The 15,458-nt window shown below is 57.9% G+C and carries 18 protein-coding genes, 4 tRNA genes and 1 pseudogene; 10 read left to right on the top strand and 13 right to left on the bottom strand.

The window, feature by feature from the left end:
* Positions 1-139 precede the first annotated feature (139 nt).
* From ACS4NR_RS04365 to ACS4NR_RS04350, 4 genes are all read right to left on the bottom strand, one after another.
* Positions 140-215: transfer RNA gene (locus ACS4NR_RS04365), tRNA-His, on the bottom strand.
* 76 nt (positions 216-291) lie between these two features.
* Positions 292-376 (bottom strand) — tRNA-Leu (locus ACS4NR_RS04360).
* Between the two features lie 58 nt (positions 377-434).
* Positions 435-510: transfer RNA gene (locus ACS4NR_RS04355), tRNA-His, on the bottom strand.
* A 32-nt stretch (positions 511-542) separates the two neighbouring features.
* A tRNA-Arg gene (locus ACS4NR_RS04350) sits at positions 543-619 on the bottom strand.
* Positions 620-894: 275 nt separating this feature from the next.
* On the opposite strand from ACS4NR_RS04350, the gene folD reads away from it, so the two are divergent.
* From folD to pbpG, 5 genes and pseudogenes are all read left to right on the top strand, one after another.
* On the top strand, positions 895-1,749 hold the full coding sequence (gene folD / locus ACS4NR_RS04345; protein ID WP_456019181.1) for a bifunctional methylenetetrahydrofolate dehydrogenase/methenyltetrahydrofolate cyclohydrolase FolD: 855 nt from the start codon (positions 895-897) through the stop codon (positions 1,747-1,749).
* Positions 1,750-1,913: 164 nt separating this feature from the next.
* Positions 1,914-2,582, top strand: coding sequence for a DUF6932 family protein (locus ACS4NR_RS04340; RefSeq protein ID WP_415752804.1), 669 nt, complete (start codon positions 1,914-1,916; stop codon positions 2,580-2,582).
* Entirely contained in the window at positions 2,569-3,471 is a 903-nt protein-coding gene (locus tag ACS4NR_RS04335; protein WP_456019180.1) for a hypothetical protein, read from the top strand. The genes ACS4NR_RS04340 and ACS4NR_RS04335 overlap by 14 nt, the downstream gene beginning before the upstream one ends.
* A 113-nt stretch (positions 3,472-3,584) precedes the next feature.
* Positions 3,585-3,686 (top strand): annotated as a pseudogene (locus ACS4NR_RS04330) (bifunctional methylenetetrahydrofolate dehydrogenase/methenyltetrahydrofolate cyclohydrolase); the annotation flags it as partial.
* Positions 3,687-3,915: 229 nt separating this feature from the next.
* Positions 3,916-4,854 (top strand): D-alanyl-D-alanine endopeptidase, encoded by a 939-nt coding sequence (gene pbpG / locus ACS4NR_RS04325; protein WP_095138796.1) that lies wholly within the window; start codon positions 3,916-3,918, stop codon positions 4,852-4,854.
* A gap of 77 nt (positions 4,855-4,931) precedes the next feature.
* Here the strand turns inward: pbpG and ACS4NR_RS04320 are convergent, their stop codons facing one another.
* The 3 genes from ACS4NR_RS04320 to ACS4NR_RS04310 all read right to left on the bottom strand — a co-directional run bounded on the left by ACS4NR_RS04320 (position 4,932) and on the right by ACS4NR_RS04310 (position 6,106).
* Positions 4,932-5,126, bottom strand: coding sequence for a hypothetical protein (locus ACS4NR_RS04320; RefSeq protein ID WP_115985625.1), 195 nt, complete (start codon positions 5,124-5,126; stop codon positions 4,932-4,934).
* Between the two features lie 12 nt (positions 5,127-5,138).
* A complete protein-coding gene (locus ACS4NR_RS04315; RefSeq protein ID WP_115985626.1) occupies positions 5,139-5,345 on the bottom strand; it encodes a DUF6021 family protein in 207 nt (68 codons plus the stop codon).
* A gap of 89 nt (positions 5,346-5,434) precedes the next feature.
* Entirely contained in the window at positions 5,435-6,106 is a 672-nt protein-coding gene (locus tag ACS4NR_RS04310) for a peptidase C39 family protein (protein WP_095138793.1), read from the bottom strand.
* A gap of 232 nt (positions 6,107-6,338) precedes the next feature.
* On the opposite strand from ACS4NR_RS04310, the gene ACS4NR_RS04305 reads away from it, so the two are divergent.
* Positions 6,339-6,506 carry a hypothetical protein gene (locus ACS4NR_RS04305; RefSeq protein ID WP_456019179.1) on the top strand — a complete coding sequence of 56 codons (168 nt, stop codon included), beginning with the start codon at positions 6,339-6,341 and terminating at the stop codon, positions 6,504-6,506.
* Between the two features lie 162 nt (positions 6,507-6,668).
* Here the strand turns inward: ACS4NR_RS04305 and ACS4NR_RS04300 are convergent, their stop codons facing one another.
* Together ACS4NR_RS04300 and ACS4NR_RS04295 are read right to left on the bottom strand one after the other, a co-directional pair.
* Positions 6,669-7,418, bottom strand: coding sequence for a TerC family protein (locus tag ACS4NR_RS04300; RefSeq protein WP_095138792.1), 750 nt, complete (start codon positions 7,416-7,418; stop codon positions 6,669-6,671).
* 29 nt (positions 7,419-7,447) lie between these two features.
* Entirely contained in the window at positions 7,448-7,690 is a 243-nt protein-coding gene (locus ACS4NR_RS04295; RefSeq protein ID WP_115985628.1) for a hypothetical protein, read from the bottom strand.
* A gap of 228 nt (positions 7,691-7,918) precedes the next feature.
* On the opposite strand from ACS4NR_RS04295, the gene nhaR reads away from it, so the two are divergent.
* Positions 7,919-8,818 carry a transcriptional activator NhaR gene (gene nhaR / locus ACS4NR_RS04290; protein WP_095138790.1) on the top strand — a complete coding sequence of 300 codons (900 nt, stop codon included), beginning with the start codon at positions 7,919-7,921 and terminating at the stop codon, positions 8,816-8,818.
* Here nhaR and ACS4NR_RS04285 read toward each other — a convergent pair.
* Positions 8,813-9,976: an MFS transporter gene (locus ACS4NR_RS04285; RefSeq protein WP_095138789.1), complete on the bottom strand. Its 1,164-nt coding sequence runs from the start codon at positions 9,974-9,976 to the stop codon at positions 8,813-8,815. The genes nhaR and ACS4NR_RS04285 overlap by 6 nt on opposite strands.
* A gap of 336 nt (positions 9,977-10,312) precedes the next feature.
* Here ACS4NR_RS04285 and sstT point away from each other — a divergent pair, with 336 nt between their 5' ends.
* The gene (gene sstT, locus ACS4NR_RS04280; RefSeq protein ID WP_166496698.1) at positions 10,313-11,545 is read left to right on the top strand and encodes a serine/threonine transporter SstT; all 1,233 of its coding nucleotides are present in this window, start codon (positions 10,313-10,315) and stop codon (positions 11,543-11,545) included.
* Positions 11,546-11,699: 154 nt separating this feature from the next.
* Here sstT and ACS4NR_RS04275 read toward each other — a convergent pair whose 3' ends face one another.
* Positions 11,700-12,209, bottom strand: a complete 510-nt coding sequence (locus ACS4NR_RS04275; RefSeq protein ID WP_007965386.1) for a DUF1993 domain-containing protein — start codon at positions 12,207-12,209, stop codon at positions 11,700-11,702.
* 125 nt (positions 12,210-12,334) lie between these two features.
* On the opposite strand from ACS4NR_RS04275, the gene ACS4NR_RS04270 reads away from it, so the two are divergent.
* Positions 12,335-12,979: a YceH family protein gene (locus tag ACS4NR_RS04270; RefSeq protein ID WP_095138787.1), complete on the top strand. Its 645-nt coding sequence runs from the start codon at positions 12,335-12,337 to the stop codon at positions 12,977-12,979.
* A 131-nt stretch (positions 12,980-13,110) separates the two neighbouring features.
* On the opposite strand, the gene ACS4NR_RS04265 is transcribed toward ACS4NR_RS04270, so the two are convergent.
* Entirely contained in the window at positions 13,111-13,629 is a 519-nt protein-coding gene (locus ACS4NR_RS04265) for a cupin domain-containing protein (RefSeq protein ID WP_204894865.1), read from the bottom strand.
* A gap of 212 nt (positions 13,630-13,841) precedes the next feature.
* Positions 13,842-14,660 (bottom strand): shikimate 5-dehydrogenase, encoded by an 819-nt coding sequence (locus ACS4NR_RS04260; RefSeq protein WP_456019178.1) that lies wholly within the window; start codon positions 14,658-14,660, stop codon positions 13,842-13,844.
* Positions 14,661-14,917: 257 nt separating this feature from the next.
* Here ACS4NR_RS04260 and ACS4NR_RS04255 point away from each other — a divergent pair, with 257 nt between their 5' ends.
* The gene (locus tag ACS4NR_RS04255; RefSeq protein ID WP_204894867.1) at positions 14,918-15,268 is read left to right on the top strand and encodes a hypothetical protein; all 351 of its coding nucleotides are present in this window, start codon (positions 14,918-14,920) and stop codon (positions 15,266-15,268) included.
* The last annotated feature ends 190 nt before the right edge of the window (positions 15,269-15,458 follow it).

Below are 15,458 nucleotides of genomic sequence, written 5' to 3'. Positions count from 1 at the left end.
GCCGGCGGTCGGCACGCTGGCAGCAAACCCCTGAACACGACGAAACGCCCTGCCCTTCGACCCGAAACGCTGCGCGACAAACCACCAGCCGTAAAACAAAAAAGGCGCCAGACTGTTAAATCTGGCGCCTTTCGAAATATGGGGTGGACGATGGGGATCGAACCCACGACAACGGGAGTCACAATCCCGTGCTCTACCAACTGAGCTACGCCCACCATATTGCGTCACAAAAAAGCCATTCAACTTCTTTGCTGAACTTCATCAGGCCTGCGGCATGAATGAAGCTTTAATTGGTGCGGATGAAGAGACTCGAACTCTTACGCCTCGCGGCGCTGGAACCTAAATCCAGTGTGTCTACCAATTCCACCACATCCGCAGATGAAGCTTTTTAAAGCAAAGGCGCCAGACTGTTACATCTGGCGCCTTTCGAAATATGGGGTGGACGATGGGGATCGAACCCACGACAACGGGAGTCACAATCCCGTGCTCTACCAACTGAGCTACGCCCACCATATCGCGCTACTTGTGCCAAAGCTGCCTAATGGCGCACCCGGCAGGACTCGAACCTGCGACCATCCGCTTAGAAGGCGGATGCTCTATCCAGCTGAGCTACGGGCGCCTTATTAATCTGTACTCTTGGAGGACTACAAACTAAATGCTTTCCAGCTTCGCAGAACGCTAATTCCGCTCAACCTTCTTAACCAGTGCTAGGCTGTGCCCGACAAGTGCGACGAATAGTATAGAGCGCTCCCAAGGTCGTCAAATCCTTTTTGAAAAAAATTCATTTAATTAAAGGAGTTAGGGGAATTTGCTGACCAAGCGCCTTTGCCCTCACCGTCTGACATGCGAGAATGCGTTCTCTTTTTTTCCCCTCTCGATGGTTAATCACGCGCAATGACTGCACAACTAATCGACGGCAAATCGATCGCCGCCAGCCTGCGCCAGCAGATCGCCCAACGAGTTGCCGAGCGTCGCCAGCAAGGCCTGCGCACTCCCGGCCTCGCGGTGATCCTGGTCGGCAGCGATCCCGCCTCTCAGGTTTATGTCTCGCACAAGCGTAAAGACTGTGAAGAGGTTGGCTTCCTCTCTCAAGCCTACGACCTGCCTTCCCACACCACTCAAGAAGCGCTGACCGATCTGATCGATCGCCTCAACGACGACCCGGCCATCGACGGCGTGCTGCTGCAACTGCCGCTGCCCGAGCACCTGGACGCCTCCAAACTGCTGGAGCGCATTCGCCCGGACAAAGACGTCGACGGCTTCCATCCTTATAACGTCGGTCGCCTGGCCCAGCGCATTCCGCTGCTGCGGCCGTGCACGCCAAAAGGCATCATGACCTTGCTGGAAAGCACCGGCGTCGATCTTTATGGTCTGGATGCGGTCGTGGTTGGCGCGTCCAACATCGTCGGTCGTCCGATGGCGATGGAGCTGCTGCTGGCCGGTTGCACCGTGACCGTCACCCACCGTTTCACCAAGGACCTGGCCGGCCACGTCGGCCGCGCCGATCTGGTGGTGGTCGCCGCCGGCAAGCCGGGCCTGGTCAAGGGCGAGTGGATCAAGGAAGGTGCGATCGTCATCGACGTCGGCATCAACCGTCAGGACGACGGCAAGCTGGTCGGTGACGTGGTATACGAAACCGCCCTGCCCCGCGCCGGCTGGATCACTCCGGTTCCCGGCGGCGTTGGCCCGATGACCCGTGCCTGCCTGCTGGAAAACACCCTCTACGCGGCAGAAACCCTGCACGCCTGAGGCGTAATTTCAGCAAGAAAAAAACCCCGCCTTGTGCGGGGTTTTTTAATACTTCAAATCGCTACGCTTCTTTTTACATCAAAGGTCTGCTACCTAATTGCTACCTCGATGACTGAAAAAGCGGCATCGTCGCGCTGGATTTAATGTGCTGAAGCACTTCTGCAATGCGAGAACATAGCAATTGGGCGTATCGTGGCGTGTCAGGTTTTTTCATTGCGAGATGGCTTACTGGACCTACGAAATGCACGGAGGCTGGATTGATACCAGAATGGAACGCTGAGGGGGTGTTACCTCCCATTAACGAGGATGACCCAACAGGGTTTGACCGAGCACCTTACGAGGTGAGCCTTGGGCAGGTGGTCGATAGGTTCGCTACCAGTCCAGAACGGTGTGATATTTTGGCTGGATATCTCGCTCATCGAGCAGAGTTGCATAGGATGGGCATACATAGCGGCTTTCAGTGGCTGGATGGCAGCTTTACTGAAGACATTGAGATGTTGGAACATCGCCCTCCGCGAGATATTGACGTCGTGACCTTCGCACCGGTTAGCGATGCGTTTTTCGATTCGCTTGGAGATTACGATATCAACCTTCTTGGTGGCGACCGGGCTAATCTAAAGCAAGAGTTCAAGATCGACTTCTATATCCAATCACTGGCTGATCCAGCCGAGTCGTTGGTAGCCATGACCACCTATTGGTACAGCATGTGGTCTCACAGACGTACCGGACAGTGGAAAGGGTTTTTGAAAGTTGACCTTTCTCCTGCTCAGGATATAGATGCAGAAAGCTTGCTAGCGGTACGTCGGCAGGAGCTTGAACATGAACAGATCTGAATACACCCACAAGGCCGCGGAACTCGACTTCCTTGAAAAGCAAGCGACAGCGCCGGGCATAAGCAAGCTTACCCTTATGTCGATACAAGCAAGAATCGAACAGGCTCGAGCCTTTCTTGAGGACAACGGCAAGCATGCTTATCGACCAGCGAAGGTCCGATTAACCTATCGTGGCGTCCCTGTTTGGGGCACGCATGGCGTGCTCGCTGAGTTCGGCGCCACAGCGACTAAAGCTTTCAGCGTCGCGATAACAGCGATCGCAGCTTCGGTTTCAGGATCACTCGCGGACAAAGGGCCTATACCTAACCGGCTAAGCAACCAGCTCTTGATTACTGGACCAGCCCGGGGTTCCTTCGGGTTTGAGCTTGAAGAAATACCTGCTGATAAACAGCTTGATATAGAGGGCACTACGCCTGTATCACAAGCAATCGATATTCTTACCGAACTGCTTGAGGCCACAACAAAAAGCGATGAAGAACTGTCTGAGCCAGTCTCTCGTTTGGCCGATAGAGCGATAGCCGCCGTTTCAGATTTCCTCAGTGAGCTTTCGGAGAATGATGCGTCTTGCGCACTGACAACGAACACACGCAGGTTCCAGTTCTCTGACGTTGAACAGGTTCGCCGCAGTAAGGCGCGTCTAAGCCGGGACAACATTAAAGAGGATGATGAAACCTTTACTGGTACATTCGTAGGAGTACTGCCCGATAAAAGGGTTTTCGAATTCAAAACTGTTGGAGGCGAAGTGATTTACGGGAGAATTGCTAGCGAAATAGCCAGCCCCAATGACATAAATGGGCATCTCTATACTCAAGTGACCATCCAGGTTACCGCGAGAAGAATAGGCTCGAGCAATCCTAGGTACATGCTCAAAGCGCTACCTTGGATTTAAGCCTGGATACAAGCCCGGCCTAGCGCCGGGCCTGCCTGCCTTCTTCATGCAAAAATGGACTGTATTCGCGTCTAACATACCAACATCAAACGATCACACTGGATCTTTTGCCCCGCGCCGGCTGGATCACTCCGGTTCCCGGCGGCGTTGGCCCGATGACCCGTGCCTGCCTGCTGGAAAACACCCTCTACGCGGCAGAAACCCTGCACGCCTGAGACGTTTTTGCGCAGTAAAAGAACCCCGCCTTGTGCGATGTTTTTCGTATCTGAGAAAAAACACTAACCGTTCGCCGGAAACCCCTCTTTTTACAGGCCTTTTCACGAGATTTTCAGGTCATTCAAACAACCATCGACAGATCTTCAGCCATACTTCTAGAATGCGACGCTTTGAAGAAATAACCCGTTACAAACTAACGGAATATCCAACCTTTATGAGTTCGCCCGCGTGAAAATTCGTCTTTCGATCCTGAGCCTGTTATTTGCTGTTTCAGGCACATTCGTCACGCCAACGGTCAACGCCGCAGAAACTACCGCCGCGCCACGCGACGCTTCACAACTGAAGATCGCTTCCGGCAGCGCCCTGCTTATGGATTTGCAGACCAATAAGGTCATCTATTCGAGCAACCCGGATGTGATCGTGCCGATCGCCTCGGTGAGCAAACTGATGACCGGACTGGTGGTGGTCGAAGCGCACCAGAACATGGACGAATGGATCGACGTCGACATCAGCCATACGCCGGAAATGAAAGGCGTATTCTCCCGAGTCAAACTGAAGAGCGAATTGCCGCGTCGCGAGATGCTGCTGATTGCCCTGATGTCCTCGGAGAACCGTGCGGCCGCCAGCCTCGCGCATCACTATCCCGGTGGTTACGCCGCGTTCATCGCGGCGATGAATGCCAAGGCCAAAGCGCTGGGGATGACCAACACTCACTATGTCGAGCCGACCGGTCTGTCGGAACGCAACGTGTCCACTGCACGCGATCTGGCCAAACTGCTGGTGGCGGCGAGCAAGCATCCGATCCTCAGCGAGTTGACCACCACCAAGGAAAAAACCGTAGCGTTCCGCAAACCCAATTACACCCTGGGTTTCCGCAATACCGATCACTTGGTGAACAAGGCCGACTGGGACATCAAGATCACCAAAACCGGCTTCACCAACCCGGCGGGTCATTGCCTGGTGCTGGTGACGCGGATGAGCAACCGCCCGGTTGCCCTGGTGATTCTCGATGCGTTCGGCAAGTACACTCATTTTGCCGATGCCAGCCGTATCCGCAGCTGGATGGAAACCGGCCGGAGCGCCAACGTTCCGGCAGTGGCTCAACAATACAAGGCTCAGAAGAACCTCAAGGCACGCCAGAGCGGCGTGGTTGAAGCCTCGAAGTAACCGAAATATCCAACTGTGGCGAGAGAGCTTGCTCCCTCGCCACAGAGGTTATTAGCCAGTCTTTAAAAACCCGTTATTCAATCATTGGGTAACGGCATTTTGTCGTCATCAGGAATGCCGTCGCCAGCGCTCGGATCTGGCGTCAGCACATTAGGCCGGGCCAGCGGATCCCGCAGCGGGCTGTCCGGGTCCAGTACCGGATCCACCTCCTCTTCAGGCGTGGTCGGCACACTGTCGGGATGTTTATCGTCGAAACTTGAATCGGTACTCATACGCACCTCACTTCACGGTTTCAAGTCAGCCAAAGGATCGTAAGGTTTGGCGGGACGCTTGCTGTCTTCGCCGTGTTCCACGTCTTTCGGCGCCTTGGCCGGGCCGACGGGGTCGACCTGCGGATCGTCGAGATCCGGTGAATCCGGATCGAAACCCAGATCATGACCGGACGAATGCTCGCTTGAGTGTGGGCCTTTCGGGGATGGGGAATCTGCCATGCTCGCCTCCTGATTCACCCGCACATTCGGGCTCTATCAGTGAGAGGCCTGCCGGGCGTGAGGGTGCCCGGCAGATGACGAACGGAGCCTTAATGTGCGGCCAGAGCCTTTTTGGCTTGCGCCGCTTCACGTTCCTGCCCGGCCTGCGCCAGCTCATCCGCTGCGGCGAGCCAGCGCTGGCGATCAACCTCGGCGGGAATCTGCGACGGTTTCTGGATCAGCACCGCCCAGCCGCCTGACTTTTCGAACGCCGACTCAAAAGAGCTGAAGCTCATCAGTTCGCGGCGATTCATTCCGGCGCGCAACAACACCTTCTGTTTCAACCGGTCATACCCGGAAAGGATCGCGTAACGCGGTTCGGCCCAGAACGCCGAACCTTCACTGAAGCGCACCATTACCGGATAACCTGCCGCGACCTGGGTCAACAGGGCAGGCAAATTCTTGTCCAGCGGATAGACCACCATGCCGTAATCACGAGCCAGGCTCTGCAGATTCTGCTGCAATTGCTCTTGTGCATCCGGCAGATGCAACGGTTTTTCCAGCAGCCCCGGGGTGATCATGATGCCCTGCTGCGACAACAGGCTGGCCAGCACTTGCGGACCACTTTGATTGGCTTCGCCGCGATAGAAGGTGCCGCTGAGCTCGACCCGCTCCGGCAGACGCTTGACCTGCGGCGCCACACTGCCCGCACAACCCGCTAACACGGCCACGCAACCGGCCACCAGCAACGCCCCTCGCAATCGAGAAAATACCTGCACCATGATCACTCTCATCAGACGCCGGTCATCGTGTTCCGGCAACGCTTGCGATCATAGGGCGGCGCACGCCTGCGGTATAGCCTTAAACCGCAGACCGATCATTTGCATAGAGCGAACTGATTGGTCACTACCGACCTTTGGTCAATAGTCTGAAACACCCCATTGTCTAGACTGTCTCTGAAACAGAGCGAATTGAAAAAGTGTGTGCCCGATGCAGGGCAAAGAGGAGGCACTGATGAGCCTGACCATCACCATCGTAATGTTGATAGCCGGCTGGCTGGCCGTGGCCAGCGCCATGTTGTGGGGCGTGCTGCGAATCGCGCGGCGCCATCACCACCCAGTCGAATCCGCCTCGGCTCACAAGCCTGAAAAGCACCGTACCCGCCACGCGACCGCGCACTGATCGGTCAGTTGACGTAAAACCTCTGTAGGAGCTGCCGAAGGCTGCGATCTTTTGACTTCGAAGATCAAAAGATCGCAGCCCTCGGCAGCTCCTACATAACGCAAAAGACAAAAAGGCCGGCTGAACTCCTGAAGTTCAGCCGGCCTTTTTATTTGTTACGGTTTACGCCTGCTCAGCCAGCTTCTTCTGTCTCGCCCGGCGCGACATCATGTTCAGCACCTCAATCGCTGCCGAGAAGGCCATGGCCGCGTACACATAACCTTTCGGTACGTGGGCGCCGAAGCCTTCGGCGATCAGCGTCATGCCGATCATGATCAGGAAGCCCAGCGCCAGCATCACCACCGTCGGGTTGTCGTTGATGAACTTGGCCAGCGGCTCAGCCGCGAACAGCATCACCATCACCGACACCACTACCGCGATCACCATGATCGGCAAGTGCTCAGTCATGCCCACCGCGGTAATGATGCTGTCGATGGAGAACACCATGTCCAGCATCAGGATCTGACCGATCGCAGCCGCAAAACCCAGGGTCACGGTCGACGTCGCGGATTTCGGGTCTTCCGGCGCCGGGTCCATGCTGTGATGGATCTCGGTCGTGGCTTTCCACACCAGGAACAGACCACCGGCAATCAGGATCATGTCCTTCCAGGAGAACGCCTGGCCCATGATTTCGATCACAGGTTCGGTCAACTGCACGATAAAGGCGATGGTGCTCAACAGAGCCAGACGCAGAATCAGCGCCATGCCGATACCGATGCGCCGCGCCTTCTGCCGATGCTGCACGGGCAGCTTGTTGGTCAGGATCGAAATAAAGATCAGGTTATCGATGCCGAGCACGATTTCCATCACCACCAGTGTGGCCAAAGCAACCCAGGCGGCGGGGCTGGCGGCGAGTTCTAATAGATATTCCATGGGTCAGTCCTGACTCTGTGTAAGACGATTTAGATGGTCTTGGAGGAAGATTCGGATTTTTCCGCGTCTTTTTCCGGTGTTTCTTTTTTCTCGATCAAGCCGCCGGTGGCGTCGCTGAGCGCTTGTTCAGCAGCCTTGTGCGTATCGTCGATCGCCTGTTTGGCGCTCTCGGCGGCCTTGCCCATCAACTGCTGGGCGCTTTTTTCGGCCTGGTCGCAACCGGCCATAAACAGTAAAGACGTAAACATCAATGCTGGAATTGTGTATTTCATGAGGCTTTCCTTCGAATGAACAGACAGGGCCACAGACCGCCCGTCGATGGCTGGGCATTCTAGGGAGACAAACACTTCAGGAAAATTCGTATTTTTAGCGGCTATACTTCGTCCCTAACGAACTATGACAATCAGTGTAGAAGCTGCCGAAGGCTGCGATCTTTTGATTTTTTAAAGCAAGATCAAAAGATCGCAGCCTGCGGCAGCTCCTACAGAGGGGCGCGACGGATGCTGAATTACCGACAACTGCATTACTTCTGGGTGGTCGCCAAGACCGGCAGCATCGTGCGCGCCTGCGAACAGCTCAACCTGACCCCGCAAACCATCAGCGGGCAGATCTCGCTGCTCGAACAAACCTACGGCATCGAACTGTTTCAACGGGTCGGCCGCCAACTGGAGCTGACTGAAGCCGGACGCCAGGCCCTGCCCTACGCCGAGCAGATGTTTCAGTTAGGCGGCGAACTGGAGTTGATGCTGCGCGCGCAGCCTGACGAGCAGCAGATCCTGTTTCGCGTCGGCGTGGCGGACGTGGTGCCCAAATCCATCGTCTACCGCCTGATTGCGCCGACCATGGAGTTGCACGAGCCACTGCGCATCACCTGCCGCGAAGACAAACTCGAACGCCTGCTGGCGGATCTGGCGATCCAGCGCCTGGACCTGGTGATTTCCGACAGCCCGATGCCATCGCATCTCGACATCAAGGGCTACAGCCAGAAGCTCGGGGAATGTGGGATCAGTTTCTTCGCCACCGCGCAGCTGGCGGCACAATACGGGCAGGATTTCCCGCGTAGCCTCAACGGTGCACCGCTGTTGATTCCCGGGGCGGAAACCGTAGTGCGCAGCCGTTTGCAGCGCTGGTTCGCCGAGCAACAGATTCAGCCGCGAATCGTCGGGGAGTTCGATGACAGCGCCCTGATGCAGGCTTTCGGCCAATCGGGCAGCGGGATTTTCATCGGTCCGAGCGTGATTGCCGATGAAGTGAAACGCCAGTATGGCGTCGAAGTGATTGGCCAGACCGATGCGGTGACCGAGTCGTTCTATGCCATTTCGGTGGAGCGAAAGGTCAAGCACCCCGGCATCGTTGCGATTACCGAAGGTGCCCGACGCGAGCTGTTTACCGCGTTATGACGCCTGGGCGCACGCTTCGCGCGGCTTGAGCGTCATCAGCACCATGGCGAGGAACACCGACAACAGAATGAACCCGGCAGCGGCGAACCCCAGAAAGCCGAGGCCGGCACTGTCGATTACCCGCCCGCCGATCATCGCACCCAGACCAATCCCGAGGTTGGCCCCGGCGATATTCAGCGACGCGGCAAAGGCTGGTGCTTCCGGCGCGGCTTTCATCAGACGTACATGGCTGACCAGAAACAGCGCAGCCTGAGTAATGCCCCAGATGCCCATGGCCACCGCCAGACCCACCGTCGAGTGAATGTTCGGCACCAGCGAGACCATGCCGGCAATCATGAACGCGCAGAACAGCACCGAGGCGCCCAACGGATGACGATCCACCGCCCGGCCGCCCAGCGAGTTGCCGATCAGCCCGACCGCACCGAAGCCCATCAGGCACCAACCAACCAGCGTGCCGTTGAACCCGGCCAGACGCTCAAGAATGTCGGCCAGATAGGTGTAAGCGGTGAACATGCCGCTGAACACCAGGATCGACAACAGCACATGGCCGAGCATCAGCGGGCTGCGCAGGATCTTGAACTGCGAGGCGAAGCTGACCTGATGCTGGTGCAGGCTGGTTTTCGGCAGGTAAACCAACAGCAGCAAGGCCTTGGCGAAAGCGATCACCGCCAGAATCGCGAACGCACTGCGCCAGCCGAACGCATCGGAAATCAACGTACCCACCGGAATGCCGAACACCGTCGCGCAAACAATGCCGAAGCCGATCTTGGCAATCGCACGGCCAGCGTGATCCGGGCCGACGATGTCCACTGCCGTCTCACTGGCCAAGGCCCAGAACACCGGCAGGCCGAGCGCCGGGATCAACCGGGCGATAGCCATGACCCAGATGTTCGGTGCCAGCGCCGCCACGGTGTTGGCCAGACCGAACATGATCAGAATGGTGATGAACAGCTTGCGCCGCTCGAAGCGGGCGAAATACGCGGTCAAAAATGGACCGAACATCGCCACCGTGAAAGCGAATAAGGTCACCAGCAAGCCGGCCTGCGGAATGGTTACCGCCAGGTCGCGGGCAATGGCCGGCAACAGGCCGACGATGACGAATTCCGTGGTCAGCACCGTGAATCCGGCGGCGGACAACAGAAGAATGGGCAACAGCATGAGCAACTCCAGCAAAACGACGACACCAGCGATGACCAAGAGGCCCGCTGGCAGACTATGAAAATGAGGATGGCGAATCTTAACAGAGTGTTTCCGGGCTGACTTGCACAAACCTGCCGACTTGCCGATCAATCCGGTGGCAGATCGTCACAGGCCTGAAGGATAACGCCTACGCTGTGATAAAGTCCGCGCCCTGAAAAACGTACACCCTATTCAGCGACCTGTTTAACAGCGTTGATGGCGCGTCAGCCCTTTCGGTTGGTGCCGGTGACCTGCCCCCGATGTATCACCGGTTTCACGCAACCTTGCACCCTATAAAAAATCAGAGATGCCGTTATGACCGCTTCATCCCCTTCTCTATTGCAACGCCTGAAAAACCTCAGCCTGGTCACGCAGATCCTGATCGGCCTGATTGCCGGTATCGCCCTGGCGCTGTTCGCCCCGGAAGCGGCGAAAGGCTCCGCGTTCATCGGCAAAGTGTTCGTCTCGGCGCTGAAAGCCGTGGCGCCGATTCTGGTGTTCGTGCTGGTGATGGCGTCGATTGCCAACCACAAGCACGGCCAGGAAACCCACATCCGGCCGATCCTGTTTCTGTATCTGCTCGGTACCTTTGCTGCGGCGGTGGTCGCCGTTATCGCCAGCATGGCGTTTCCCTCGCATCTGGTGCTGTCCACCGAGAACGTGGCGGTGACGGCTCCGGGCGGGATCACTGAAGTTCTGCAGAGCCTGCTGTTGAGCGTGGTCGACAACCCGGTCAGCGCGCTGATGAACGCCAACTTCATCGGCATTCTGGCCTGGGCGATCGGCATGGGCGTCGCGATTCGCCATGCCGGTGACACCACCCGCGAAGTGGTTGGCGATCTGTCCAACGGCGTGACGCTGATCGTGCGTGTAGTGATTCGCTTCGCCCCCCTGGGCATTTTCGGTCTGGTGGCTTCGACTCTGGCCACTTCGGGCTTCGGTGCACTGATCGGTTACGCGCACCTGCTGGGCGTACTGCTGGGCTGCATGCTGTTCGTCGCGCTGGTGATGAACCCGTTGATCGTGTTCTGGAAACTGCGCCGCAACCCGTATCCGCTGACCCTCAAGTGCCTGCGCGAAAGCGGGATCACCGCGTTCTTCACCCGCAGCTCGGCGGCGAACATTCCGGTCAACCTGGAACTGAGCAAGCGCCTGGGCCTGCACGAAGACACCTACTCGGTATCGATCCCGCTGGGCGCGACCATCAACATGGCCGGCGCGGCGATCACCATCACCGTACTGACCCTGGCCGCCGTGCACACGCTGGGGATTGCCGTGGACATTCCGACCGCGATTCTGCTCAGCGTCGTCGCGGCGATCTGCGCCTGTGGCGCCTCGGGCGTGGCCGGTGGTTCGCTGTTGCTGATTCCGCTGGCGTGCAGCCTGTTCGGCATTCCGAGCGAGATTGCCATGCAGGTGGTGGCGGTCGGTTTCATCATCGGCGTTCTGCAAGACTCCGCCGAGACCGCGCTGAACTCCTCGACTGACGTTTTGTTCACCGCTGCGGCATGCCTGGGTGAAGAAGCGAAAGCCCAACGCACCGCATAACCCCTGTAGGAGTGAGCCTGCTCGCGATAGTGTCTGATCTGCAAACTCACCTTTGAATGACACACCGCCTTCGCGAGCAGGCTCACTCCTACAAAAAGCAATAAAAAGCCCGCCAAGGCGCAAACCTTGGCGGGCTTTTTTGTAGCTGGGTGTTTTAGTACGCGCCCATGTAATCGCGTTTACCCACTTCAACACCGTTGTGGCGCAGCAGCGCGTAGGTGGTGGTGACGTGGAAGAAGAACTGCGGCAGACCGTAGCTCAGCAGGTAAGCCTGGCCGCTGAAGCGCTTCTCCTTCGGGGTGCCCGGACGAGTCACGATCTCGATGCCTTCTTTGCCATTGATCTGCTCCGGCTTGATCTCGCCGATGTAGGCCAGGACCTTGGCAATCAGCGCCTGCAGCTCGGCGAAGGTGGTTTCGGTGTCGTCATATTTCGGGATTTCGACTTCGGCCAGACGCGAGGAAACGCCCTTGGCGAAGTCGACGGCGATCTGCACCTGACGCACCAGCGGGAACATGTCCGGGTACAGTCGCGCTTGCAGGAAGGCGTTCGGGTCGATGTTTTTCTCGGTGGCGTGGGCTTCAGCCTTTTTCAGGACATCGCTCAGGGCGTTGAGCATTTGTTGAAAAACCGGGACGGATGCGGCGTACAGGGAAATGGTCATGGCAGTCTCGTGTAGTGGCTGGGTGGAACGTGGAGGCGATTATAGCCATGCTTGATGACCGCACGGCTTGCCTTTTGTTAGCCAAGGATTAGGCTAGGCGCCTTCGACTGCAGAGGGAACGCGCGATGACCACAGAACTTGAAACAACTACCGACGAACCACGGCTCAACGCCACGGAAATCCGCATTCTGGGTGCGTTGATCGAAAAACAGGCCACCAGCCCGGAAACCTATCCGCTGACCCTCAATGCGCTGGTGCTGGCCTGCAATCAGAAAACCAGCCGCGAGCCGGTGATGAACCTGACTCAAGGCCAGGTCGGCCAGAGCCTGCGCGCGCTGGAAAGCCACGGTTACGCCAGACTGGTCATGGGCAGTCGCGCCGACCGCTGGGAGCACAAGCTCGACAAGGCGCTGGAACTGGTGCCGGCCCAGGTGATTCTCACTGGCTTGATGTTCCTGCGTGGCCCGCAGACGGTAAATGAGCTGCTGACCCGCAGCGGCCGCATGCACGACTTCGAAGATGCCGAGCAAGTGGTGCATCAGCTTGAACGCCTGATCGCGCGCGGGCTGGCGGTGTTGATTCCGCGTCAGGCCGGTCAGCGTGAAGACCGCTACACCCATGCACTGGGCGATCCGGCAGATATCGAGGCGATTCTGGCGGCGCGGCAGAATCCGGGGGAACGCGCGCCAAGCGGTGTGTCAGTTGAACGCATCGAAGAGCTGGAAGCACGGATTGCCGCACTGGAAGAGCGCCTGGCGCGTCTCGAATAATCACCACAGTCCTATGGTGGGAGCGGGCTTGCTCGCGAAGGGGCTGTGTCAGTCAAATCACTGTGACTGACACACCGCATTCGCGAGCAAGCCCGCTCCCACAGGATCTATACCAAGCCGAAGATCTCTATTTATTCCCCATCCCAGTAATCCACCCCATCCGCCTGCCGCGCCACGGCAACAAAGCCTGACGCATTGCCCTGGTCATCGACTTTGAAGTTGTCCATCACCGCGTATTTGTTGGAGTCCGGGTATTCACAGATATCCGGTTGCTGCTGGGTGCTGACTGCCAGGTAACGCAGTTCCGCGTCGCTGGTGTTGATGATCTGATGCGCCGTTTCCGGGCCGCCCGGCGGGCAGGCAATCACGTCACCCGCACGGATCGGAAAGCGTTCGGCTCCTAACCGCACTTCGCCCTCCCCGGCCACCACATAGAACATCTCTTCATTGACCCGATGGCTGTGAAACGGACTGCCGCGCATGCCTGGCGGCAATGCGTACAACCGATAGCCGAGTTTCTGCGCACCAAGCTGCTGGCCAATGCGCGCCATGCGTTGTTGATAGCGGCCAGCGGTTTCGCCTTCCGGGGCGAGGGCTTCGGGTAAAGGTTCGAGTTCGACCTGGTGCAGGTTGAGGATGGGCGGATGCATGGGGAGCCTCGATCAGGTTTTTTATGAGGGGCAAGTCTGGGCTTGCTGAGGCCGCAGTATAGGCAACCGACTAACAACCGAGTCGCGGCCTTCGCGAGCAAGCCCGCTCCCACAGGATTTGTGGTTGCTTACCTATTTGTGTTGCAACCTGATACCTGTGGGAGCGGGCTTGCTCGCGAAGAGGCCCGATGGATCAGCGCAAAACTCAATGATCAGCTGCGAGCAAATGCCACCGCCGCCGCAAACTGCTCTTCATTTGGCCGCACCCCGGTGTACAGGACAAACTGCTCCAGCGCCTGGATCGCAATCACCTCCAGCCCGGTAATCACTTTCTTGCCCTCGGCCCGCCCCCGCACGATCAGCGGCGTCTCGGACGGAATCGCCACCACATCGAACACGATCTCGGCTGCCTGGATCACTTCAGGCTCGAACGCCAGCTGCCCGGCTTCCGGCCCGCCGTCCATGCCCACCGGGGTGACGTTGATCAGCATCTGTGGCCGCTCTTCATCCAGCTCCGCCTGCCAGCGATAGCCCAGCGAGTCCGCCAGTGCCCGTCCGGCGCGCTCGTTACGCGCAACGATCAAGCCATTTTTGTAGCCACCATCGCGCAAGGCACTGGCCACCGCTTTGGCCATGCCGCCGCTGCCGCGCAGGGCGAACGTCGTGTCCTTTGGCACCGCGTGGGTTTCCAGCAACTGGGCGATAGCGATGTAATCGGTGTTGTAAGCCTTGAGGTGGCCGTGGGTGTTGACGATGGTGTTGATCGACTGGATCGCCGCCGCCGACGCATCCAGCTCATCGACCAGCGCGATGCACGCTTCTTTGAACGGCATCGACACGCCACAACCGCGAATCCCCAGCGCACGAATGCCGCCCACCGCACCCGGCAAGTCCTGACTGCTGAACGCCTTGTAATAGAAGTTCAGGCCCAACTGCTCGTACAAATGGTTATGAAAGCGCAGACCGAAATTCCCGGGGCGCCCGGACAGGGACATGCACAGCTGGGTGTCTTTGTTGGGATTCATCTGCATGAAACTTCTCCTTCAAAACGGACTTTCGGATGGACGGAGTTAGCCATTCCATCGGGTTCTGGACGATCATTAGCGCCTGTCTGCAACGGGCCGCGAGCCCCTTTGACCTGCCGGTAAAGAAACCGGTACAGACCTTACACAAAATTTACCCAACGGCTGTGCTGATTTTCAGAATTTGGCTGTCATAGAAGTATCCCCGCGACAACGTTGGGCCTGGTGCAGGCCCGGACGCCGGGTCGAAGAACCGAGGAATTATCATGATTCGTAAACTCCCCATCGTGGCCTTGTTGATTGGTGCATTTGCTTTCACAGGTCAGGCAGAAGCCCACGGCGGTGGCTGGCAGGGTCCGGCAGTGTTTGGTGCGATCGTCGGCTCGGCCATCATCGGCTCCGCATTGATCAACCAGGACCGGCCGGTCTACGTGCAACAGCCCGTTTACGCTCAACCGGCACCGGTTTATGTGCAACAACCGCCACCACCGGTCTACTACCAGCCGGCCCCGGTGTACGTGCAACAACCGGTTTATGTGCCAGGCCCGGTCTACTACGGCCCGCCACGCGGCTACTACGGCCGGCCACATGGCTACTACGGTGGCCCACGCTGGTAATCGCAAACAACAAGCCCCGCTTTATAGCGGGGCTTTTTTATGACCGTCGGTCGGGCAAAGTCTGAAAAAATCTCGTCAAGGTCGCTGTGAGGACAGTTCCAGCAGCTAAAGTCGGCATGATGGACTTGACCGTCGGGGGCAAAACACAGAACGGTCATCTATTTGTCATGACGGAACCGCAATCTGAATC

The sequence above is a fragment of the Pseudomonas sp. JQ36 genome, assembly GCF_053851495.1.
This window is presented reverse-complemented; position numbering and strand designations above follow the sequence as displayed.